At 68.7% G+C, this 21,743-nt stretch carries 18 protein-coding genes; 9 read left to right on the top strand and 9 right to left on the bottom strand.

The window, feature by feature from the left end:
• Positions 1–185 precede the first annotated feature (185 nt).
• On the bottom strand, positions 186–812 hold the full coding sequence (locus BLQ73_RS04130) for a mycothiol-dependent nitroreductase Rv2466c family protein (protein WP_093168369.1): 627 nt from the start codon (positions 810–812) through the stop codon (positions 186–188).
• Positions 813–968: 156 nt separating this feature from the next.
• Between BLQ73_RS04130 and pepN the strand changes: the two genes are divergently transcribed.
• Entirely contained in the window at positions 969–3,536 is a 2,568-nt protein-coding gene (gene pepN / locus BLQ73_RS04125) for an aminopeptidase N (RefSeq protein WP_093168366.1), read from the top strand.
• A gap of 120 nt (positions 3,537–3,656) precedes the next feature.
• Here the strand turns inward: pepN and BLQ73_RS04120 are convergent, their stop codons facing one another.
• Positions 3,657–4,247, bottom strand: a complete 591-nt coding sequence (locus BLQ73_RS04120; protein WP_093168364.1) for a DNRLRE domain-containing protein — start codon at positions 4,245–4,247, stop codon at positions 3,657–3,659.
• Between the two features lie 125 nt (positions 4,248–4,372).
• On the opposite strand from BLQ73_RS04120, the gene BLQ73_RS04115 reads away from it, so the two are divergent.
• From BLQ73_RS04115 to BLQ73_RS04095, 5 genes are all read left to right on the top strand, one after another.
• Entirely contained in the window at positions 4,373–5,362 is a 990-nt protein-coding gene (locus tag BLQ73_RS04115; protein ID WP_093168361.1) for a hypothetical protein, read from the top strand.
• A 227-nt stretch (positions 5,363–5,589) separates the two neighbouring features.
• Positions 5,590–6,414, top strand: a complete 825-nt coding sequence (locus BLQ73_RS04110) for a nuclease-related domain-containing protein (RefSeq protein WP_245690782.1) — start codon at positions 5,590–5,592, stop codon at positions 6,412–6,414.
• A gap of 284 nt (positions 6,415–6,698) precedes the next feature.
• Positions 6,699–8,543 carry a dihydroxy-acid dehydratase gene (gene ilvD / locus BLQ73_RS04105; RefSeq protein ID WP_093168357.1) on the top strand — a complete coding sequence of 615 codons (1,845 nt, stop codon included), beginning with the start codon at positions 6,699–6,701 and terminating at the stop codon, positions 8,541–8,543.
• Positions 8,544–8,716: 173 nt separating this feature from the next.
• Positions 8,717–9,205 (top strand): helix-turn-helix transcriptional regulator, encoded by a 489-nt coding sequence (locus BLQ73_RS04100; RefSeq protein ID WP_093168355.1) that lies wholly within the window; start codon positions 8,717–8,719, stop codon positions 9,203–9,205.
• Positions 9,206–9,376: 171 nt separating this feature from the next.
• Positions 9,377–10,531: an NAD(P)-binding domain-containing protein gene (locus BLQ73_RS04095; RefSeq protein WP_218125614.1), complete on the top strand. Its 1,155-nt coding sequence runs from the start codon at positions 9,377–9,379 to the stop codon at positions 10,529–10,531.
• 142 nt (positions 10,532–10,673) lie between these two features.
• Here BLQ73_RS04095 and BLQ73_RS04090 read toward each other — a convergent pair whose 3' ends face one another.
• The 3 genes from BLQ73_RS04090 to BLQ73_RS04080 all read right to left on the bottom strand — a co-directional run bounded on the left by BLQ73_RS04090 (position 10,674) and on the right by BLQ73_RS04080 (position 12,411).
• Positions 10,674–10,892 (bottom strand): FmdB family zinc ribbon protein, encoded by a 219-nt coding sequence (locus tag BLQ73_RS04090; protein WP_093168351.1) that lies wholly within the window; start codon positions 10,890–10,892, stop codon positions 10,674–10,676.
• A gap of 95 nt (positions 10,893–10,987) precedes the next feature.
• A complete protein-coding gene (locus BLQ73_RS04085; protein WP_245690781.1) occupies positions 10,988–11,791 on the bottom strand; it encodes a GNAT family N-acetyltransferase in 804 nt (267 codons plus the stop codon).
• Positions 11,792–11,901: 110 nt separating this feature from the next.
• Positions 11,902–12,411: an HNH endonuclease gene (locus BLQ73_RS04080; protein WP_093168347.1), complete on the bottom strand. Its 510-nt coding sequence runs from the start codon at positions 12,409–12,411 to the stop codon at positions 11,902–11,904.
• 419 nt (positions 12,412–12,830) lie between these two features.
• Here BLQ73_RS04080 and BLQ73_RS04075 point away from each other — a divergent pair, with 419 nt between their 5' ends.
• Complete coding sequence (locus BLQ73_RS04075) at positions 12,831–14,900, top strand: prolyl oligopeptidase family serine peptidase (RefSeq protein WP_093168344.1); 2,070 nt, start codon at positions 12,831–12,833, stop codon at positions 14,898–14,900.
• Positions 14,901–15,032: 132 nt separating this feature from the next.
• Here BLQ73_RS04075 and purU read toward each other — a convergent pair whose 3' ends face one another.
• Positions 15,033–15,881, bottom strand: a complete 849-nt coding sequence (gene purU, locus BLQ73_RS04070) for a formyltetrahydrofolate deformylase (RefSeq protein WP_093168342.1) — start codon at positions 15,879–15,881, stop codon at positions 15,033–15,035.
• A 182-nt stretch (positions 15,882–16,063) separates the two neighbouring features.
• Here purU and BLQ73_RS04065 point away from each other — a divergent pair, with 182 nt between their 5' ends.
• The gene (locus BLQ73_RS04065) at positions 16,064–16,627 is read left to right on the top strand and encodes a TIGR03086 family metal-binding protein (RefSeq protein ID WP_093168340.1); all 564 of its coding nucleotides are present in this window, start codon (positions 16,064–16,066) and stop codon (positions 16,625–16,627) included.
• A gap of 424 nt (positions 16,628–17,051) precedes the next feature.
• Here BLQ73_RS04065 and BLQ73_RS04060 read toward each other — a convergent pair whose 3' ends face one another.
• The 3 genes from BLQ73_RS04060 to BLQ73_RS04050 all read right to left on the bottom strand — a co-directional run bounded on the left by BLQ73_RS04060 (position 17,052) and on the right by BLQ73_RS04050 (position 21,095).
• Complete coding sequence (locus tag BLQ73_RS04060; RefSeq protein WP_093168338.1) at positions 17,052–18,410, bottom strand: DMT family transporter; 1,359 nt, start codon at positions 18,408–18,410, stop codon at positions 17,052–17,054.
• Positions 18,411–19,029: 619 nt separating this feature from the next.
• A complete protein-coding gene (locus tag BLQ73_RS04055) occupies positions 19,030–19,527 on the bottom strand; it encodes a GNAT family N-acetyltransferase (RefSeq protein ID WP_093168336.1) in 498 nt (165 codons plus the stop codon).
• The gene (locus BLQ73_RS04050) at positions 19,524–21,095 is read right to left on the bottom strand and encodes an NsdA family TPR-like regulatory protein (protein WP_176955265.1); all 1,572 of its coding nucleotides are present in this window, start codon (positions 21,093–21,095) and stop codon (positions 19,524–19,526) included. Before BLQ73_RS04050 ends, BLQ73_RS04055 begins: the two co-directional genes overlap by 4 nt.
• A gap of 344 nt (positions 21,096–21,439) precedes the next feature.
• Between BLQ73_RS04050 and BLQ73_RS04045 the strand changes: the two genes are divergently transcribed.
• Positions 21,440–21,727 (top strand): hypothetical protein, encoded by a 288-nt coding sequence (locus BLQ73_RS04045; protein ID WP_093168334.1) that lies wholly within the window; start codon positions 21,440–21,442, stop codon positions 21,725–21,727.
• Positions 21,728–21,743 lie beyond the last annotated feature (16 nt).

The following is a 21,743-nucleotide window of genomic DNA, read 5'->3' as shown; positions in this document are numbered from 1 at the left end:
AGGTCCTCAATCCATGGCTAATTCCTGAATGTCGCCCGCACGTTGTTCGTCACGAGACTACGACCAACGTGCCGACCCTCGCGCCGAATGCCCGCGATCCCTCACAACTTCGTTATGACACCGCCCCTCGTGCCGGGCACTGACCCCAGGACGCACTGATCCCAGGACGAAGGGCGCAAATGCCATCAGTCGAATATCGGGTACGAGATGGTACGAGACCGCTTCAGTTCGTAGAAGCCTTCGGTGCCCGCGACAATCACAACACCATCCCAGAGCCGCCCCGCGGCCTCGCCCTTCAGATTCGAGGAAATCACCGGGCCGAAGAAGGCCGAGCCCTCCACCGAGATGATCGGCGTGCCGACCTCCTGGCCGACCAGCTCGATGCCCTTGCCGTGCGACAGCCGTACCGCCTCGTCGTGCTCCTCGGCCCACTGCGCCTCGGCGAGCGCCGGGTCGAGGTCGAGGGCGGCCAGGGACTCGGCGATGATCCCCTCCAGGTCGGCGGGGGTGAAGCCGCCGGGCCCCTTCCCGTGGATCCTGGTCCCGAGCTCGATGTAGAGCGGGCCGAGCACCTGCTCGCCGTACTTCGCCGACGCCGCCGCGAGCACGCGCACCGGCCGGATGGCCTCCTTGATCGCCTGACGGTACTCGTCGGGCACGTCCTTGTCCTCGTTGAGTACGGCAAGGCTCATGATGTGCCACCTCACCGTGATGGAGCGGACCTTCTCCACCTCTCTCGCCCAACGCGATGTCTGCCACGCCCACGGGCAGAAGGGGTCGAACCAGAAGTCGACCGGTGTGGGCTCGCTCATTACCAGCTCCCTGACGTTGGCTGCAACATTGCAAAGCTAAACAACCGGTAGATGAGATCGGCGTATTCCAAGGCGCGGTACCCCGGCCCGGCGTGGCAGGATTCAAGAATCCCCTCGGCAACGGTGCGGGGGACGCGCGTTTCATGAGGAGCACATGTGGCAGGCAATCTGACCCGCGACGAGGCCCGCGAGCGGGCCCGGCTGCTGAAGGTCGATTCTTATGCGGTCGAGCTGGACCTGACGGAGGGCGAGGAGCGGTTCGAGAGCATCACCACAGTACGTTTCACGAGCACCCAGCCTGGGGCGTCGACTTTCATCGACCTCGCGGGCGCCCACATCAGGGCGGCCACGCTCAACGGGGTCGATCTCGACATCAGCGATTACGACCTTGAGCGGGGCAGGCTGCCGCTGCCGGGCCTGGCCGAGGACAACGTGCTGCAGATCGACGCCGACTGCGCCTACATGCGCACCGGCGAGGGCCTCCACCGCTTCGTCGACCCGGTCGACCAGAACGTCTACCTGCACACCCAGTTCGAGACGGCCGACGCCCACCGGATGTACGCCTGTTTCGACCAGCCCGACCTCAAGGCGACCTTCGAGCTGACGGTGCTCGCCCCCGCCGAGTGGGAGGTCGTCTCCAACTCCGCGGCCGACGCGATCGAGGACCTCGCGGAGCACCAGGGCAGGCACGGCACGCTCCAGGCATCCCGCCGCTGGCACTTCCCCGCGACGCCGGTGATGTCGACCTACATCACCGCGCTCGTGGCCGGGCCCTACCACAAGGTGACCTCCGAGCACGACGGCATCCCGCTCGGCATCTACTGCCGCGCCTCCCTCGCCGAGCACCTCGACCCGGAGAACATCTTCGAGGTCACCCGGCAGGGCTTCGACTTCTTCCACCGGGTGTTCGGCGTCCGCTACCCGTTCGGGAAGTACGACCAGCTCTTCGTGCCCGAGTTCAACCACGGTGCCATGGAGAACGCCGGCTGCGTGACCTTCGTGGAGGACTACGTCTTCCGCTCGCGCGTCACCGACGCCACGGTGCAGCGCCGGGCCGAGACGATCCTGCACGAGATGGCCCACATGTGGTTCGGCGATCTCGTCACCATGCGCTGGTGGGACGACCTGTGGCTGAACGAGTCGTTCGCCACCTACGCCTCGGTGCTCGCGATGGCCGAGGCCACCCGCTGGGGTCCGAGCGCCTGGACCACCTTCGCCAACCTGGAGAAGGCCTGGGCCTACCGCCAGGACCAGCTCCCCTCCACGCACCCGATCGCCGCCGACATGATCGACATGGACGCGGTGGCCCTCAACTTCGACGGCATCACCTATGCCAAGGGCGCCTCGGTCCTCAAGCAGCTCGTCGCCTACGTCGGCCTGGACAACTTCCTGGCCGGAGTCCGCGACTACTTCCAGGAGCACGCCTGGGGCAACACCACCCTGGCCGACCTGCTCTCCGCTCTTGAGCGCACGTCCGGCCGCGACCTGTCGTCGTGGTCCAAGGAGTGGCTGGAGACCGCCTGGGTCAACACGCTCCGTCCGTCCTTCGACGTCGACGACCAGGGCAGGTTCACCCGGTTCGAGGTGCTCCAGGAGGCCCCGGCCGACTACCCGACGCTGCGCACCCACCGCCTGGCGATCGGGCTCTACTCCCAGGTCGACGGCGCGCTCACCCGGGTCCGCCGCGTCGAGCTCGATGTCTCCGGCCCGCGTACGGCGGTCGCCGAGCTCCTGGGCGAGGTCCGGCCCGACCTCGTGCTGATCAACGACGACGACCTCACCTACGCCAAGGTCCGCCTGGACGACCGGTCCCTGGCCACGCTCGTCGACGGCGGCATCGCCACGTTCACTGAGTCGCTCCCGCGCGCCCTGAGCTGGACGGCGGCCTGGGACATGACCCGCGACACCGAGATGGCGGCCCGCGACTACGTCACCCTGGTGGCCGGCGGCATCCACTCGATCTCCGACATCTCAGTCGTGCAGACGGTGCTCCGCCAGGTCAAACTGACCGTGCAGCAGTTCACTGCGCCCGAGTGGCGGGCCACGGGCCTGGACCGCCTGGCCTCCGCTCTGCGCTCGCTCGTCGCCCGGGCCGAGCCCGGCTCCGACCACCAGCTCGCCTACGTCAACGCGCTGGCCGGGGTCGCGGTCTCCCCCGGCGACCTCGCGTTCGTCCGCGGCGTCCTCGACGGCTCCGCCGTACCCGCCGGTCTGACCGTCGACACCGACCTGCGGTGGACGCTCACGCACGCGATGGTCAGCGGTGGGGAGTTCGGCCACGCCGAAATCGACGCCGAGCTGGCCCGCGACGCCACCGCGACCGGCGAGCGCTCCGCGGCGATGTGCCGGGCCGCGATCCCCACTGCGGAGGCCAAGGCCGCCGCGTGGGCGAATATCGTCGGCGGCGAGCTCAGCAACGCGGTGCTGCGGGCCACCGTCCTGGGGTTCGGGGACCCGCACCACGTCGACCTGCTCCGCCCCTACCAGGAGAAGTACTTCTCCGAGATCGGGCGGATCTGGAAGAGCTGGACGGCCGACAGCGCCCAGACCTTCGCCGCCGGCTGCTACCCGGCGCTCCTCATCGACCAGGCCGTGGTCGACCGCACCGAGCGCTACCTGCACGCCCAGGAGCCGCCGCATGGTCTGCGCCGACTGCTCCTGGAAGGCGCCGACGGCATCAGCCGCGCCCTGCGCGCCCAGGCCAGGGACGCCGCCGCGGGCTGACGCCCGCCCGACGGCGGCCCGCTGGCGGCCCGCTGGCGGCCGAGCGACGGAGGGGCCTTTCCCGCAGTGCGGGAAAGGCCCCTCCCCATGCGGCACCGAGCGCGTGGGCGGCCGGTGCGGCTAGTCGAGGTAGGTCACGCTGAGGACAGGCGGGTTGAACACCGACTCGCTGGAGGAGAAGCGCTTCCAGCCGAACTTGTCGGTCTCGTCGGCGGCCTTGATGCCGATGGCGCCGACGGCCGTCTTCTGGTCCGCCCACGACTGGACGAGGGGCTGCACGTCGGCCGTCACCCATCCGTCGGCGCAGCCGTTCGCCCAGCCCTTGGTCTCGGTGGAGGTGACCACCCGCTGGACCAGGGCGGGCCCGGGCCACCGCGTGGCGGGGGTCGCCGGTTCGGCGCTCCAGACCTCCCAGGCCCGTGCCGTACAGGACCAGGAGTGCTGGTTCCAGAGCCGCAGCACGGCCGACACGATCTTCTTGCCGGCGAGTGCCGAGGTGTCCCAGGTCAGGAAGGACCTGACGGGCCGCTCACCGTTGAAGCCGACCTTGAGCTGCTGGTCGTGGGACTGGTCGCTCCGGGTCCCCTCGACGACGTAGGCGTCGAAGGACGGGCGAAGGTCGATGTTCCCGGTCCCGTCCGCGAAGGCCGGGCCTGCGGCGAGTACGGCGCCGCTTACGACCGCCAACAGGAAGGGTGTCCTGATTCTCATCGGGTGATCATAAGAATGGCGTTCATGCGGCGACTGGTGCCGACGCCCTATTTTGCAAGGTCTTGGGTGACTCCTGGTGGGCTTGGTGACTCCGCCCGGGGATGCCCACATGAGATCGTTGTCGGATGGATTCGGCAGCCCACCTCCTCATCGCACTGGCCCAGCGCTTCGCCTTCGGAGACCTCGGCGCACTCGCCCCGCGCGTGCTCGCGGACGCCGAACAGATCGTGGACGTGTGCGAGTTCGGGCAGCGCTTATTGTCGCTCGACGCCGAAGACTTCGCCGCGGAGGCGCGCTCGGTCCCCGTGTCCCTCAAGCGCCGGGCGCGTGCCTGCCACATGCCCCAGGCTCCCCGGGAGCAGCCCCGCGGCGCCCTCGCCTCCCTCAAACCCGCCTACTCACTGCTGCTCGAGGCCATCGCCGTCCGGTGGCACCGCCGCGAACTCAGCCCGATGATCGCCGCGGTCCACATCGCCAGCGAGTACCTCCCGCTGCTCGCCTTCGAATCCGTCCTCGGCCACGCGGGCGACCCGGCCCGCTGGCCGGACGGCCTGAACGCCCGGGCCAGCCGCTTCGGCGTCATCGGCGAGCGCGAGTGCGACCACACCAAGGCCGAGCAATCGGCCGCGAACCGCACACTCCGCGTGGCCGGAGAGCGCCCCGAGGGGTGGCGCGCCTACTTCGACCGGCAGCACAGCCAAGTGGCCGGCGCGCTCGCCACCTGCGCCGCCGCCTGCAGAAGACCCTGTACGGCGATGCACTGGGTGCCCCCGGCCGCCCGCGACGACCTCACCACGCGGGCCCGCGTCGCCCTCGCCTTCGCCGAAACCTCCCTCGTACGGCTCCGCCACGCGGCGCCCGTCGGCCACGGCTTCGGCGTCCCCTCCCCCGAGGAGGTGCTCGACGCCTGGACCCGCAGCCGCGCCTCACTGGACAAGAACCCCGTCGGCCACGCGGTCACCACCGAGGACGGCTTTCCCCTCCCGGGACTGCCCAGCCTGATCTCCGCCGTGGCCGGGGCGGAGGTGCGGCCGGCGAGCCTGCTCGCCGACGTGAGCGCGCACCTCGCCACCCTGCTCACCCCGGCGCTCGCCGGGGCCGGGCTCCGGGAGTGACGCGCCATCGCCAAGACATCGCTCCGGCGGAAGTCAATGGCCAGGTCAAGGGGAGTGAGATTTTCTAGTTGCGCCATGCCCGAGACAGTAGGGACTGGCTCCAGACATAATCTAGGGACCTACATAGATACCCGGGCCTCGGCATGGCGATGCGGGTCAACACGGCCACAAAAGTATGAACCATCCAACACTAGGCACGCTGAGGGGCGTCGGCTACGGTGAGTCACGTGGATTCCGGTCAAGAGCCTGACGACGGTAACCCTACGTCACCGATTTGGGTCAGCGACCGGCCCGACGACGATCGGCCGGCGACCCGACAAGACGCGCAGACGTCGACCTACGCACCTGTCGAACGCGCGTCCCTCGCCGCGCTCCTGCGAGAGCCCAGATACCGGCACCTCCGCAGGCGGGTGCTGATCTCGATCCTCGCCGGGATCGTGGTCGGCATCCTTCTCGCCGACTGGAGATTCGGTGTCACCGGTGCCGTCATCGCCGCCATCGCCGACGCGAGCTACCGCGCGCGGTCGGTCTCCTCGGTTCCCGCCTGGCGGCGCCCCTCGATGGCCGAGCGCCGCACCGAGGCCCAGCTCAAGAAACTGGAGCGCAGCGGCTACCGCACCCTCCACGCGCGGGCGATCCCCGGCAGCGAGGCCCAGATCGACCACGTGGTGGTCGGCCCCACGGGCATCTACGCGGTCGACTCCGAGAACTGGGACAAGCGCCTGCCCGTCCGCGTCCAATCGCACCGCAAGCTGTTCCACGGGCCGTTCAACCAGAAGCCCCGCCTCGACGAGGCGCGCTGGGAGGCCTCGCAGGCCAGCGAGCTGATCAGCAAGGCGCTCGGCCGCGAGGTCGTCGTGGTGCCCTCACTGGCGATCTACGGGCCCGCCATCCCGTGGAAGGTGCTCAACATCCGCGAGGTCGACGTCTTCGACGGCAGCCGCGTGCGCAAGTGGATCACCAAGCGGGAGCGGTCGCTGACCGATCCCGAGATCGAAGCCATCCACGAGGCTGCGGGGCAGGTTCTGCCCCCTCGCTACGGCGAAAACTGACGGCCCGTAATCCCGCCCTCCAGGGCGGGACCGGGCTTTTCCCACGTTCCGTGAGGGCGCCTCGGGTGCCGCGCGCTCGCGCCACGTCCCACCTGTCGGGCAGACGTCTCATTCGACGGGCGTTGGCCGTACCATTTGCAGACGCGCAGTGAGCGGTTTCCCACCCGCTGGACCACCCGGCCGCACGGCCGTGTCGGCGGGGTCAGACAACTGACCGCCTCGGCCTACCGATGGGCCGGAAGGAGGCGTCGGAAACGGCTCAGTCACCTCGATGGGAGACGGCCATGCCCGCCCTCAGGTCTCGAACGGTCACTCACGGCAGGAACATGGCCGGTGCCCGGGCCCTGCTCCGGGCGACCGGTGTAGCCGGAAGCGACTTCGGCAAGCCGATCGTCGCGGTGGCCAATAGCTTCACCCAGTTCGTCCCCGGCCACGTGCACCTCCGCGAGGTGGGCGACGTGGTGGCGGGCGCGATCCGTGAGGCGGGCGCGATCCCACGCGAGTTCAACACCATCGCCGTCGATGACGGCATCGCGATGGGCCACAGCGGCATGCTCTACTCTCTGCCCTCCCGCGAGCTGATCGCCGACGCGGTCGAATACATGGTGCAGGCCCACTGCGCCGACGCGCTGATCTGCGTCTCCAACTGTGACAAGATCACGCCGGGCATGCTGCTGGCGGCGATGCGCCTCAACATCCCGACGCTGTTCGTGTCCGGCGGCCCGATGGAGGCCGGCAAGACGGCCGGGCGCAAGCTCGACCTCATCGACCCCATGATCGCCGCGGCCGACGACTCGGTGTCCGACGCCGAGCTGCTGGAGATGGAGGAGAGCGCCTGCCCGACATGCGGCTCCTGCTCGGGCATGTTCACCGCTAACTCGATGAACTGCCTCGCCGAGGCGATCGGCCTGGCGCTGCCCGGCAACGGCACCACGCTCGCCACCCACCAGGCCCGCAAGGCGCTATTCGAGCGGGCGGGGCACGCGATCGTCGACATCGCCAAGCGCTACTACGAGCAGGACGACGCCTCCGTGCTGCCGCTCTCCATCGCCACCCGCGAGGCGTTCGAGAACGCGATGGCCCTCGACGTGGCCATGGGCGGCTCGACCAACACGATCCTGCACCTGCTCGCCGCGGCGCGCGAGGCGCGGGTCGACTTCGGCCTCAAGGAGATCAACGAGATCTCGCTCCGGGTGCCGTGCCTGTGCAAGGTCGCCCCCGCCACCGCGAAATACCACGTCGAGGATGTCCACCGGGCGGGCGGCATCCCCGCCATCCTCGGCGAACTCGACCGCGCCGGGCTGCTGCACCGCGACGTGCCGACCGTCCACACGGCGACGCTCGCCGACTACATCGAGGCGTGGGACCCCAAGTCCCCCACCGTGCTGCCCGAGGCCGTCGAGCTCTGGCACGCCGCCCCCGGCAACGTGCGCACCATCAAGGCATACTCCCAGAACGCCCGATGGGAGAGCCTCGACCTCGACCGCGAGGAGGGCTGCATCCGCGACCGCGAGCACGCCTACACGCAAGACGGCGGGCTCGCCGTGCTCTACGGCAACCTGGCCCTCGACGGCGCGGTCGTCAAGACCGCCGGCGTCGACGAGTCGATCTGGCGCTTCTCCGGGCCCGCGGTGGTCTTCGAGTCCCAGGACGACGCCGTCGACGGCATCCTCGGCGGCAAGGTCAAGGCCGGGGATGTCGTGGTGGTGCGCTACGAGGGCCCGAAGGGCGGGCCGGGGATGCAGGAGATGCTCTACCCGACGAGCTTCCTCAAGGGCAAGGGGCTCGGCAAGTCGTGCGCGTTGATCACCGATGGCCGCTTCTCCGGCGGAACCTCCGGGCTCTCCATCGGCCACGCCTCCCCCGAGGCCGCCGAGGGCGGCCTGATCGCCCTCGTCGAGGACGGCGACCTCATCGAGATCGACATCCCGGCCCGGAGCATGGAGCTGCGGGTGCCCGAGACGGAGCTCGCCGCCCGGCGCGAGCGGCTCCTCGCCGACCTCGGAGGCTACCGGCCCCGCGACCGCCACCGTCCGGTGAGCGCCGCCCTACAGGTCTACGCCGCCTTCACGACCTCCGCCTCCACCGGGGCCTCGCGCGACCTGTCCCAGGTGCCCACGAGGCACTGAGCCTCCCTCCGGAGCCGCGCGAGACCGCGCGGCTCCGGCACGGCTCCGGCACGGCTCGCGCCGTACACCTGATCCATGCGGCACGAGCGACTGTTCGAGACATGTGCGTACGGCTGCCACACGGTCGAGGGCGTGTTCGAAAAATTGTCAGTCCCGACCTCTACTCTTGTGCTATGGCAAACGTCGTGAAGCCCAACGCCCACACGTTGACGACCGCCGAGATCGCCGCCCTGGCCCTGTCCCTCGCACACATGGGGTCGGGCCCGCAGGCCCTGACCGCCCGCCAAGGGCTGCGCCACGCGTTCGAGCACCTCCAGCTCGACGACCACGTCGTCGCCACCACCCTGGCGACGCTCACCACCCCGCTGACCGCCGAGGCCGCCTCCCGAGCCCGTGTGGTCGCCGACGCCATCACCGGGCAGCTCGTCGTCCGGCTGCACTACCGCGACGCCGCGGACCGCGTCACGGTCCGGGAGGTCGACCCCGTGACCTGCCTGGTCCACCGCGATCACTGGTATCTCGTGGGCATGTGCCGGCTGCGCCACGGGATACGCGCGTTCCGGTTCGACCGGCTCATCGCGGTCGAGCCCACGACCACACCCGCCCGCCCTCACGTGGCCGAACGCTTCCTGCCCTTCCAGCGGCGACGGCGTGCCGCGTGAGGCCGCACCCGGTGGAGCGGTTCACCGCCACGCCCGGGGCTAGTGGGGGCAAAACCCCGGGCTAACGCGTCTGCCTGACCGCACCCGACTGCAACCCCCGCGCATGAAGGTCTCGGGGGTGTTCCTCCTCGTCAGCTTGGCTTCTCGCCACGGCTCGACGTGGACACGCTCGTGATCGACGCGCACGAGCGTCCCGGTGACAACTGGCGCAAGCGGTACCACTCCCTCACCCTGCACAACGCCGTGTGGCTGAACGACCTGCCGTACATGCCGTTCCCGCAGACGTGGCCGGTGTTCGTCCCCAAAGACAAGCTCGCAGGCTGGTTCGAGGCGTACACCGAGGCCATGGAGATCAACTTCTGGGGGTCGTCGCGGTTCGAGCACGGAGCCTTCGACGAGCGGACGGGCACCTGGGAGGCCCGGGTTCGCCGCGGCGACGGGGAGCATCGCGTGCTCCGGCCGCGGCACATCGTCCTGGCGACCGGGGTGAGCGGCATCCCGTACCGGCCGGACCTGCCGGGCCTTGCGGACTTCGGCGGCGAGGCGATGCACTCGGTCGGCTACACCAGCGGTGCCGACCACGCGGGCAAGCGGGTGCTCATCGTCGGGACGGGGAACAGCGCGCACGACATCGCGCAGGACCTGCACGCCAACGGCTCGCGGGTCACGATGCTGCAGCACGGCTCCACCACGGTGATCAGCATCGACCCCAGCGCCGCCGCCGCTGACGCCTCCTACCTTTCGGCTCCGACCTTGGAGGACTCCGACCTCATCGGCCTCTCCGTGCCCTACCCGGACCTGGTGCAGGCCAGTAAGGCGATGACCGCCACCATGAAGGATCTGGACCGGGAGCTCATCGCGGGGCTGGAGAAGGCCGGGTTCCGCACCGACTACGGCGAGGACGGCACCGGTCAGCAGATGAAGTTCATGCGCAGCGGCGGCGGCTACTACCTCAACGTCGGCTGCTCCGAGCTGATCATCTCCGGCGAGGTCGGCCTGGCGCAGTGGGCGGACGCCGACCGGTTCGTCGGCGCGGGCCTGCGGATGACCGACGGATCGGTCCTCGACGCCGATCTCGTGGTGCTCGCCACCGGCTTCGAGAACCAGCAGGAGAACGTACGCCGCCTCATGGGCGACGCGGTCGCCGACGCCGTAGGACCGGTCTGGGGGTACGACGAGGAGGGCGAGGTCCGCAACATGTGGCGGCCCACCGCGCAGCCGGGGCTGTGGTTCTCCGCAGGGAACTTCCAGATGTGCCGCACCTACTCCAAGGTGCTCGCGCTGCAATTGCGCCACGCCCTGGACGAGACGCCATCACTTTCCTGATCGTGCCGGCATGGGCTGCCGGGCTTCACCGGCCCCGGCAGGCGTTCCGCCCCGACCGCCTGCCGGGCGCGCTGCCCTCCGGCCACGATGAGGACTCCTACAGTCGTCCACCGTGCCGAGTGACCCCGCCGGCGACCTGGCGCTATCCGCAGCACCCTCCGCCGCAGCACCCCCCACCGCCGGACGCGCCGCCCGCGGCGCGGGGAGCGGAGGCGGCGCCGGTCACGGCGACGGTGGACAGCAGTTTGACTGTGTCGTCGTGGCCGGACGGGCAGGTGGCCGGATCGTCGGCCGCGGCCATGGGCCGGCTCAGCTCGAAGGTGGATCCGCAGGAGCGGCAGCGGTAGTCATATCGCGGCATGCCCCAAGATTACGCGCCGCCGCGGCCTCGCGGCCATGCCCCCGGCCCTCCGGATCCCGGGCCTCATGGGCCTGCCCCCGGGGCCCGGCGATCGGTCAGATGGAGGCGTAGTCGAGATCCGCCTCGTAGCCCAGCCTCTGGTAGAGCCGGTTGGAGGTGGGGTTGGCGAGATCGGTGAACAGCAGCACCTCGCGCGCTCCGCGCGACAGCGCGTGGCGCGTCACGGCGTCGGTCACGGCGGAGCCGTACCCGTGGCCGCGCAACTCAGGCGGCGTGTAGACCGGCCCCACGCGGGACATGCCCGCGATGGGGGTCGACGCCGCGGCCAGGGCCGCGGGCCGCCCGTCGCCGGTCTCCCACCACACGAGTTCGGCCCTGGTGAGTCGGCGTGAGATCGCCGGGGTCGGGTCGACGGGGGTGGCGATGCCCGCTTCGCGCTCGAAGTCCGTGATCCAGGAGACGAGTGTGGGCAGGTCGTCGGCGGTAGCCGTACGGGCCCTGCCGACTGGTGGAGCGGTGGGGCCGGTGAGGGTGCCGAGGCGGTAGAGGCGTTCGGCGCGGCGCCGGCGTTCGGGACGCCACCAGTGCGCGGCGAACGCCTCGGCCGCGGGGAGCGGGCCGCTGACGCCGGGCAGCTTCCTGTTCATGTCGATGAGCTCGGCGGCGAGGGAGCCGACGAGCTCAAGGGAGAGATCGGGTAGCAGCAGGTTGTGCGGGGGCGTGTGGCAGGCGAGCCCGTGCACGTCGCCGCCGCGTTCGTACCACGCCAGCAGCGGGTCCTCGACCCAGAGACCGGCGCGCACGCCGTTCAGGACGGTCAGGACAACGGTGTTGCGGACGGTGTCATGGAGAAGCCAGGTCTCCGCGCTTTCCGGAAACCTTGTGATATCAGGAGTCAAATACCACGTCATATGTGTGCTGCGATGCGATCTTGGAAATGTGAGCTAAATAACACGAGGGCTCCAGGCGGATCCGGCGAAGGGGGACCCCGCCCGGAGTTCGTGCTCTGTCAGGCGGCGTTCTCCGCGAGGTAGGGCGCCCATAGAGGGTCTCCGACAAGTCCGGCGCCGATGAGCCTCCAGTGGGCGCCCCGTGGGACGACCGGGGCGACGTTCAACGCCCACCCCAGCTCCTCCAGAAGTCTGTCGGCCTTCCGATGGTTGCACTGCATGCATGAGGCCACGCAGTTCTCCCAGGCGTGGGGCCCTCCGCGGGAACGCGGAATCACGTGATCGATCGTCTCGGCACGATGACCGCAGTAGGCGCACCTGTAGTCATCCCTGCGCATCAGGGCCGCCCGGGTGAGAGGGATCCGCGAGCGGAAAGGAATGCGCACATATCTCTTGAGCCTGATCACCGACGGCACGTCCACCACGCGCGAGGCGGACCGGAGTACGGCTCCGCGCCCGTCTCGGTGGACCACGTCGGCCTTCTCCCTGATCACCAGCACCACAGCGCGTTGCATGGACAGGGTGGTGAGCGGCTCGTAAGTGGCGTTGAGCAGAAGAACCTGGCGCATCAGCGGGCCTCCCCCGCCGTGCGCGAGCAGTAGTCGGGGGTCACGCGTATGCGCGACCCGGGTGGCGGCCCGCCTTGTTGGGCCCCTGGTGCATCCGTCACGAGGACCTCCGCCGGACGGTCCAGCGGATGGTCACCACGGCACCGTCCTCCACCAAGTTTGGCGTTTCCGATAGCGTCCCCGCCACCCCATAAAAGCCTGCTGGATACAACGGGAGGGACGCCTGTTGCGATTTATGCCCGGTTTGAAGGATTTTCAATCATGAATTAACCCCCCTGGTCATCCTTCTGTTCAGCACTCTTCATAGTGCGACACGCCCGTACATCGAAGGTACCCTGACCCGCCGATATACGCGTCCGCCCGGCACATGGGCACGAGGCTGTCGCCGCTCGGCCGTGCCACGTCATAAGGTGCGAGACATGACGCGACAGCCGTACCCGCCTGCCCGCCGTGACGACACCGTCGACGTTCTGCACGGCACCCCGGTCCCCGACCCGTACCGGTGGCTGGAGTCACCGGATGATCCGGCCAGCAAGGAGTGGCTGGAGGCGCAGGACGCGCTGTTCGAACGTTCGACCGCCGGACTACCCCGGCGCGAGCACTACCGGGGACGCGTCGCGGAGCTGCTGCGTTCGGGGTCGATCGGCTCGCCGGTGTGGCGGGGCGAGCGCCGGTTCTTCATGCGGCGCACCCCCGATCAGGAGCACGCGGTGCTCTACACGGCGGTCGGGGACGGCGACGAGACCGCGCTGCTCGATCCCATGCGGCTCGACCCCGCCGGCCTCACCACGCTCGACGCGTGGCAGCCGGACAAGGAGGGCCGACTGCTCGCCTACCAGATCTCGGTGGGCGGCGACGAGGAGTCGAAGCTCTACGTCATGGACGTCGCCACCGGAGCGGTGGTCGAAGGCCCCATCGACCGGTGCCGCTACTCGCCGATCGCCTGGCTCCCCGGCGGTGAGGCGTTCTACTACGTCCGCCGGCTCCCCGCCGACCGGGTACCTGCGGGTGAGGAGCAGTTCCACCGCAGGGTCTATCTGCACCGCGTCGGCACGCCCGTGGACGGCGATAAGCTGATCTTCGGCGAGGGCTTGGAGAAGACCAACTACTACGGCGTGTCGGTCTCCCGCGACGGCCAGTGGCTGACGATCTCCGCATCGCGGGGCACGGCACCGCGCAACGACCTGTGGCTTGCCGACCTGCACGCCTCCCCGCTGGAGGAGCCCGCCCTCGTCACGGTCCAGCAGGACGTCGACGCTCAGACCGGGCTGCATTTCGGGCGCGACGGCACGCTCTACATCTTCAGCGACCGCGATGCCCCCCGGGGCCGGATCTGCGTGGCCGACCCCGCGTCGCCGGGCTACGAGAACTGGCGCGATCTCGTGCCCGAGGACACCGAGGCGGTGCTCTCGGACTTCGCCATCCTCGACGACCTCGCCCGGCCGATCATGCTGGTCGGGTGGACGCGCCACGCCATCAGCGAGATCTCCATCCACGACCTCGTGACTGGCGCGCGTACCGGCGAGGTGCCGACACCCGGCCTCGGGAGCATCAGCGGCCTCACGGAGCGCCCCGAAGGCGGCTACGAGGCGTGGTTCGGCTACACCGACCACGTCACCCCGCCCACGATCCAGCGCTACAACGCCCGCACCGGCGAGACCACCCTGTGGGCCTCCTCCCCCGGCGCCGTCGAAGTGCCGCACGTCCATACCGAGCAGGTGAGATATCGCTCCACGGACGGCACCGAAGTCCACATGCTGGTCATCTCGCCTCCCGACCGCCAGGGCCCCCGACCCACGATCCTGTACGGCTACGGCGGATTCGGCATCTCCATGACCCCGGGCTACTCCGCGTCGACGCTCGCCTGGGTCGAGTCCGGCGGAGTCTACGCGGTCGCCCAGCTCCGCGGCGGCGGCGAGCAGGGCGAGGCGTGGCACCGCGCCGGCATGCTGGGCAACAAGCAGAACGTCTTCGACGATCTCCACAGCGCCGCCGAGCACCTGATCGCCTCGGGGGTCACCACGGCGGCCAAGCTCGCGATCTCCGGCGGCTCCAACGGCGGCCTCCTCGTCGGCGCCGCCCTCACCCAGCGGCCCGACCTCTACGCCGCGGTCTCCTGCTCGGCCCCGCTCCTCGACATGATCCGCTACGAGAGGTTCGGCCTCGGCGCCACCTGGAACGTGGAATACGGCACCGCCGCCCAACTCGAAGAGTTCGCCTGGCTGTGGTCCTACTCGCCCTACCACCGCGTGCGGCCGGGGGTCTCCTACCCGGCCACGCTGTTCACCGTCTTCCACTCCGACACCCGCGTGCACCCCTTGCACGCCTGGAAGATGTGCGCCGCCCTCCAGCATGCCCAAGCCGATCCGGACAGCCCCATCCTCCTGCGCAATGAGAGCGAGGTCGGGCACGGCGCCCGAGCCGTCAGCAAGACCGTCGATCTGGCCGCCGACCAGTTGGCGTTCCTCGCGCACCACACCGGCCTCTGACGCGGGTCGCCTCAAGTCCCGCTCCAAGGGCCGCGCCTCACCGGCCGGCCCTCGGAGCGTGGCGGAGCGCTCAGGCGCCGCACCCGGCGATCACGCTCGGCTTGCTCGGCTTGCTCGGCTTGCTCGGATCGGTCAGCGCGGGAAGATGATCGTCTTGTGTCCGTCGGGAAGGACCCGCTGCTCGACGTGCCAGCGGACGGCACGGGCCAGGGCCAGGCATTCGAGGTCGCGGCCGACGGCGGCGAGGTCGTCGGCCGAGTGGGTGTGGTTGACCCGGGCGACCTCCTGCTCGATGATCGGCCCCTCGTCGAGGTCGGCCGTGACATAGTGCGCGGTGGCGCCGATGAGCTTGACGCCACGCGAGTGAGCCTGGTGGTAGGGCTTGGCGCCCTTGAAGGACGGCAGGAACGAGTGGTGGATGTTGATGACCTGGCCGGCCAGCTTGACGCAGAGATCCTCCGACAGCACCTGCATGTAGCGCGCGAGCACCACGAGATCGGCCTGGTAGTGCTCGACCAGTGCCAGGATCTCGCCCTCCTGCCGCGCCTTGGTCTCGGGCGTCACCGGCAGGTGGTGGTAGTCGATGCCGTAGGACTGGGTCAGGGGGCGCAGGTCCGGGTGGTTGGACGCGACGGCGACGATCTCGATGTCCAGAAGCCCTGAACGCGTGCGGTAGAGCAGGTCGTTGAGGCAGTGGCCGAGTTTGCTGACCATGACGAGCACCCGCGACTTCACGGCGACGTCGTGGAGCTTGAAGTCCATCGCGAACTCGGAGGCGAGCCCGGCGAAGGCCGCCCGCAACCCGTCTTCGGGAACGGACGCGGCGAACTGGACCCGCATGAAGAAGCGTTCGGAGACCCGGTCTCCGAACTGCTGGCTCTCGATGATGTTGCATCCGCGCTCGGCGAGCAGTCCCGAGACGGCGGCGACCACACCTGGCCGGTCCGGACAGGACAACGTCAGCACATATTCGGAGCTCATGCCTTCACCCTCGGGATTAAGTTCGGCCGATCTGGGAAGAGTACAGGGCTCATCTCATGATCACGTCACCCCGAGCCTTCTACGCCCCTTTCCTCACCCAAGATGTGGTACGCCCCCGTGACCCCGCCTCATCCTCGGCATGACCGCGACGCAGACTGGAAGGATGGAGAGGAGGCGCCGCCATGATGGACATCCGCGAGGCGCATCGCCGGGCTCTGCACGACTTCGGGACACGTGTGCACGCCGTACGCGACGAACAGTGGGACCAGCCGACCCCCTGCACCGACTGGGACGTGCGGGCGCTGGTGAATCACATGGTCAGCGAGAATTTCTGGGTTCCCGAGCTGCTCGCCGGCAAGACCGTGGACGAGGTCGGGGACACGTTCGACCGCGACCTGCTGGGCGACGAGCCGGTGGAGGTGTTCGACACCTCCGAGGCGGAGGCGACGCGGGCGGTGGCCGCCGAGGGCGTGCTGGACCGCACGGCGCACCTGTCGTTCGGCGATGTCCCGGCCGCGGAATACCTGAGCGAGTTGTTCGCCGACGCGCTCATCCACTCGTGGGACCTGTCGCGGGCGATCGGAGGGAACGATCGACTTGACCCGGAGTTGGTGGAGCAGTGCGCCCGGTGGTTCTCCGGGGTCGAGGAGGGATACCGGGGGGCCGGAGTGATCGGCCCACGGGCGAAGATTCCGCCGGGAGCCGACGCGCAGACCAAGTTGCTGGCCGCGTGGGGCCGCGCCTAGGGGACTCCACCGCGCGGGGCACGCATCACGGGGGCTCATCACGGGGGCTCCCCCACACGGAAGCCTAGAGCGGGGGATAAATCCCCACCCTCGCCGCGGCGATCCTTGTCCGTAGCGGACAATCCTCCACCCGCTTATGTCAAGGGGATGATGAGTTGTCCCCTGTGAAGGAAAGTTCCCCTCCCCAAGGGGAGAAAGCACCACCTGCAAGCGCGCCGGACATTTCCGGATCACCCGGCCCTCGATCATCTAGCCGGACACCTGGCAACCATCGCGTTGCCGATCACCTTGCCCGAGCGCGGCCCCGCCGGGGCGCCGCGCGCACCCCGTGGACAAGAGGCAGGGTACGGCGTGCGCCTCGGCAGCGAGACGGTTCGCCACTCGGCCCCGGCCCATGCCCGAGCGGCGAACCGGCCCTACGACGTCATTCGACGATCAAGCCCGGGATCGTCACCGCTGTGGGCCATCGAAGCCGTCCCGGCGACACTTCGCCGTGGCTGGGATAGTCCGAACATCGCGGAACCGCGGGTCCGGCGCCCGCCTCAGCGGTGGGAACCTCGCCGCCCCGGGCCGCGCCCGGTCGCGAGTTCTCGGTTGTGAGGGGCGAGCCCCTCTCTCGAATGATCTCCAGCGCGCGCCGCACCAGCGGGTCGACGCCCTCGACGCCTTCGCGCTGCTCCGGCACGAGGGGACGTTCGGCCGGAGCCGGCGGCGGCGCGTCCCGGTGGGGCGGTGCCTCATCCGGGCGTTCGGCGACGCGGGCGGCCTCGTCGTCAGGGTCCGGTCGCGGTTCGAGGAGGGCCGACAGCACCCGGGCCGCCCGCACCGCCGCCTCGGGCCGCGCCTCTTCCGCCGGACCGGGCGGAGGAAGAGGGGGGTCGGGTGCCGTGGGGGGCGGTGAATTCGCCGTCTCGGAGGACGGTACGGCGAGCAGCATGGCCGCCAGCATCAGCCCTCCGCCCACGGCGACGCTCCAGGTGACGGCTTCGCCGTACAGGGTCGCGGCCAGGAGGGTCACCCAGAGGGGCTGTGACGAGAGCAGCACGGAGGCCGAGACGGGGGCCACGTAGACCTGGCCGAGGGAGCGCGCCAGAAAGCCCAGCGCGCAGGAGACGATGGAGAGGTGGGCGAGGATCCACCAGTCGCCGGGCCGGTCGGGGAGCGTCAGCCCGTCGGGTAGGGCGAGGACACCGTTGATCGCTCCGATCGTGGCCAGTTGGATCACGGTCAGGGCGTAGACCTCACCTGGGCCGGCGACACGGCCGAGCACGAGGGTGTGGCCGGAGTACAGGGCCGCTGCGAACAGGGTGAGTCCGAGTGCCGCCAGGGAGATGTCACTCCCCTCCGTGCCGCGCAGAAGGGTGAAGACCGCCATCCCCGCCGTGGCGAAGATCACCCCGATCCAGGTGCGCACGGGTAGCCCGGTCCGCAGCACCAGCAGCCCGAGCAGCGGCGTGATCACTACGCTGCAGCCGACGGCGAACCCCGACACAGAGGCGGGGAGGCCGTGGAGGGCGATGGCCTGCGAGGTCTGCCCGATGCCGAACATCAGGCCGAGCAGCGCACCCTTCGACCAGGTGCCTCGAGGTAGATGGAACAAGGAACTCGGCCGGATGGCGAACAACACCACGGCGGCGATCCCGTAACGCGCGGCCAGGAGGTCTTCCACCGGCATACGGATCATGAGGTCTTTCATCAGCGGAAACGCCGACCCCCACGCGGCACTGACGAACAATAGAAGCACAGCTCCCATGAGGGGGAAGGAAGCGGGCAGCACTGCCATAAAAGCAGCATTCCACTAGCAATAGCTAGTGGCATTACATGAACCACTGCCAGAGGTATTACTCTTATACTCAGGCTTATTTCCGTCACTCTAGGACTTATCCCATTCAGCCAGGCCGAGGGCCTGGGGGGGCGCCATCAGAGAATTAGGAGCACCAACTCCAGCTCAACTTAACGACACCGAACACCATACTTGGAAATATCAGCACTCCAGATGCCAGAGAGGCAGATGCTGGGCGTTCTCTCTTGCCCGAAAAGATCTTTTCCGCGTCGCCCCAGACAGCGGGGGCGCGACGGGAAAACGATCTTACCAACGTACGACAACAGTTCCCATCATAGGGAATCACTATGAAAATAGCGGATTAATCTCGACAATAGCCTGACATTGCCTGCATCTTTGCCCCGGCCGCCGTCCCGTCGCCCCCTGTCAGCGGCCTGTCGACCTCTTGTCGACCTCTTGTCGACCTCTTGTCGACCTCTTGTCGACCTCTTGTCGACCTCTTGTCGACCTCTTGTCGACGCGGCACGGGAAGGCGGGTCAGGGAGGGGGCGCGGCCCCCCTCCCTCACAGTGGGGCGCCCTCTTCAGAGAGCGCCCCACGGCTCACACAGGGCCGTGTCTCACACAGGGCCGTGTCCGGCGCCGAACGCCGGACCGATCACCTTCTCCCCGTAGACCACGATCAGGCCTCCCACCAGCTCACGCCCGGTCTCCACCCATCCGAACTTCCGGTAGAGCGCCAGAGCGGCGGCCTGGTTGAGAGTGGTGTCGACACGGATGCGCCGGTAGCCGAGTTCGACCGCGCGCTCCTCCAGCCGACGCAGGATCTCCGTTCCGAATCTGCGGCGCTGAAAATCCGGGTGTACCCGCATGCGGCAGATCTCCGCCCGCTCCTCGTCGATCCTGCGGAGCGCCCCCATCGCCACCACACGCCCGGCGGACTCGCCGACCAGGAACTCGCCTCTGTCGGCGATGTAGATCTGGTGAATACGGGGGAAATCATCGTCGTAGTAGACGCCATCCCCCGGAGCGAGACCGACTTGCGCAAGGCAGAGCCGGTGCATCACCTGAACGGCCGGAAGATCAGACGAGTGGTATCGCCTGACCGTGAGGCTCATGCACCGGCCCTCCGATGCTCTTGAAGCTGCTCCCCCGGCGCCAGGCTGTCTCTGAACTCCTGGAACTGTTCGAGCTCGTGGGCGCCGGCCGCCCGGGTCTCGATCTGCTTCATGAGATCGTAGGCGCGGCGCATGACGATGTCCGTGCGGTATTCCGTCCGCAGGGAGTCCACCGCGGCCTTCGCGATGGTCAGGGCCTCCTCGACCTCATCCTCGATCAGCTTGCACTTGGCACGATCGAACTGGATCAGTGCGGGATCGAGCCATTCCGAGGAATCGTATTTGCTGAGCGCCCGCTGCAAGGAGAGGTCGGCCTCAATGGTGTCACCGAGCTTGACGAGCGCATCGCCCTGGTGGAAATAGAGCTGCTTTTCGGTGTAGCCGAAGGTGGGGTCCTCCTGCTCGTCCGCGCTCATCTGGGTGAAGGCCGCCCTCGCCCGGGACAGGGCGCGCTTGGCCTGGTCGATCACGTCCTTCTTGCCGGCTCCCGCCATCATCGCCAGCGCCCGTGCCTCGACGACGGGAGCCATGGCCTGCGCCGCGCACGCGGTCTGGCCAGCGAGATCGCGGCTCTTCTTGGCGAGGTTGAGCGCCTCGCGCGGATCGCCGTAGTAGAGCGGGACCAAGGCCTCGCGGGCGGTCACCCAGGCGCGCAGCGCGCGGTCTCCGGTCTCGTCCGCAGCGGTCCGGCCCGTACGAAAGAAAGACCGGGCCATGCGGTGGTCACCGAGATTGATCATGACCATGCCGCTCAGCCCGGCCAGCCTGGCCGTCATGCGGAGTAGACCGTCTTGGATGTCCATCGGCTGGCGCCGTTCAAGCGCCTGACGCACCGCGCTCAATTCCAGGAGAACATCGCAGAGAAGCCGTAACGGCGGGGTGTTGCTGTATTGGCGGCCGAATCCGGTGGTCGCCTCTTCCCAGTGGTCGAGCATCGCGGCCGACACCGTCCCCGAGACCAAGGTGTCGTCCAATCGCCTGCGAATGCCCTCAACAGCTCCGAGCACTTGTCCATCCAATGAGACAGTGGTGCCGGCAAGGAGCTGTAGCAGCGTCCTGCGTAGCACGTTTTCCTCCTCATTGCCCCCGTCCGCAGAGGAATCGCCGCTGCTTGCAGCGTTCAGCAGCTCGCGCGGACTTGAGGCAGCGTCGCGCCTTCCCTCGTGGAGGTCGCCCCGGGCACCACCTTGCATGCGGTGGCCGTGGCCGCAGATGCACGGCCCCTCGTAACCGAGGGCGACCGGTTCGACCCTGTAGACCAGGCACAGGTAATGCAGGTATTCGGGGCCGGGTTTTTTCAGCCCGCTCTCATAGGCGGACAACAATGTCTCCCCGATGCCCGGCACCGGTTTTCCGTCGCGCTCGAACAGCGCTCTGACCTGCTCGATGACATCGGCCAACGCGATGCCGTAGCCGAGCCGATGGCTCTTGATGCGGGTTGTACCGAACTGCGGACCGCAGACCTCATGGACCTCGTCAGCGATTTGGGCCATGGGATGACTCCCGGCCAGACCTTTCGCCCGGATCCTCCGCGCTACTTCAGTCTCTCTGTGCTGCCTGCCGGACATACCGGCCCCTCTCTCGCGGCCAGCAGAGCGGGCTGGCACACATGTCCCGACCGGTCCTCACCGAACTCATACGCAGCGAGGTGTCGGTGGTTCCACTGCGCCTATGAGAAATGATGGACCATACCTGTACTCGTGGAGAACGCTCACTAAAAGCTACCGGCTAAGGATCGTCCTCCCCTGGACAGGTTCTTTCAACCCAGTTGGCACAACCCCCACCCTGACGTTGAGCTCGTGTGCGTTGACCCATCTCACCAGGTGAGTCATCTTGGGCGGACCAGCAACGATTCGCGGACCACGGGACCACGGACAGTTGCCGGACCAAGCCACTTAAGGAGGGCATTCAGGTGGGGGAGGAAGACTTCGGACATCTGGAGCGTCTGGTGTCAGAACTTGACGCCCGGGGCTTGCTCGCGCGGGTGGTGAAGACCCACTCGGGTCGCGCCTTCGTCCGCGTGATCAACCCCAACGCGACCAGCCTGGCCGAGAACGTCACCTGCCGACCGCACACCCCGGTCAAAGACCACCGCGACTGGTACTACTGGTGGTCCTGGGGAGAGCGCATGCATCACGCGGACGACCCGGCCGGCGCGGCGACCAAGGTCGCCCGCGTACTCGCCGCGGTGGGCGAATGAGCCAGGCGGTGATCCG

It is taken from the genome of Sinosporangium album, from assembly GCF_900100605.1.
GTDB lineage: Bacteria > Actinomycetota > Actinomycetes > Streptosporangiales > Streptosporangiaceae > Sinosporangium > Sinosporangium album.
The sequence above is the reverse complement of the archived record's forward strand: the minus strand, read 5'-3'. Positions and strand labels throughout refer to the sequence as shown.

What these genes read in the sequence shown, in the direction of transcription:
- purU (WP_093168342.1), bottom strand. Translation starts at nt 15,881, where the DNA reads ATGAGCTCCGAATATGTGCTGACGTTGTCCTGTCCGGACCGGCCAGGT.
- BLQ73_RS04065 (WP_093168340.1), top strand. Translation starts at nt 16,064, where the DNA reads ATGATGGACATCCGCGAGGCGCATCGCCGGGCTCTGCACGACTTCGGG.
- BLQ73_RS04080 (WP_093168347.1), bottom strand. Translation starts at nt 12,411, where the DNA reads ATGCGCCAGGTTCTTCTGCTCAACGCCACTTACGAGCCGCTCACCACC.
- BLQ73_RS04130 (WP_093168369.1), bottom strand. Translation starts at nt 812, where the DNA reads ATGAGCGAGCCCACACCGGTCGACTTCTGGTTCGACCCCTTCTGCCCG.
- BLQ73_RS04100 (WP_093168355.1), top strand. Translation starts at nt 8,717, where the DNA reads ATGGCAAACGTCGTGAAGCCCAACGCCCACACGTTGACGACCGCCGAG.
- BLQ73_RS04055 (WP_093168336.1), bottom strand. Translation starts at nt 19,527, where the DNA reads ATGAGCCTCACGGTCAGGCGATACCACTCGTCTGATCTTCCGGCCGTT.
- BLQ73_RS04115 (WP_093168361.1), top strand. Translation starts at nt 4,373, where the DNA reads ATGGATTCGGCAGCCCACCTCCTCATCGCACTGGCCCAGCGCTTCGCC.
- BLQ73_RS04060 (WP_093168338.1), bottom strand. Translation starts at nt 18,410, where the DNA reads ATGGCAGTGCTGCCCGCTTCCTTCCCCCTCATGGGAGCTGTGCTTCTA.
- BLQ73_RS04120 (WP_093168364.1), bottom strand. Translation starts at nt 4,247, where the DNA reads ATGAGAATCAGGACACCCTTCCTGTTGGCGGTCGTAAGCGGCGCCGTA.
- BLQ73_RS04090 (WP_093168351.1), bottom strand. Translation starts at nt 10,892, where the DNA reads ATGCCGCGATATGACTACCGCTGCCGCTCCTGCGGATCCACCTTCGAG.
- BLQ73_RS04050 (WP_176955265.1), bottom strand. Translation starts at nt 21,095, where the DNA reads ATGTCCGGCAGGCAGCACAGAGAGACTGAAGTAGCGCGGAGGATCCGG.
- BLQ73_RS04075 (WP_093168344.1), top strand. Translation starts at nt 12,831, where the DNA reads ATGACGCGACAGCCGTACCCGCCTGCCCGCCGTGACGACACCGTCGAC.
- ilvD (WP_093168357.1), top strand. Translation starts at nt 6,699, where the DNA reads ATGCCCGCCCTCAGGTCTCGAACGGTCACTCACGGCAGGAACATGGCC.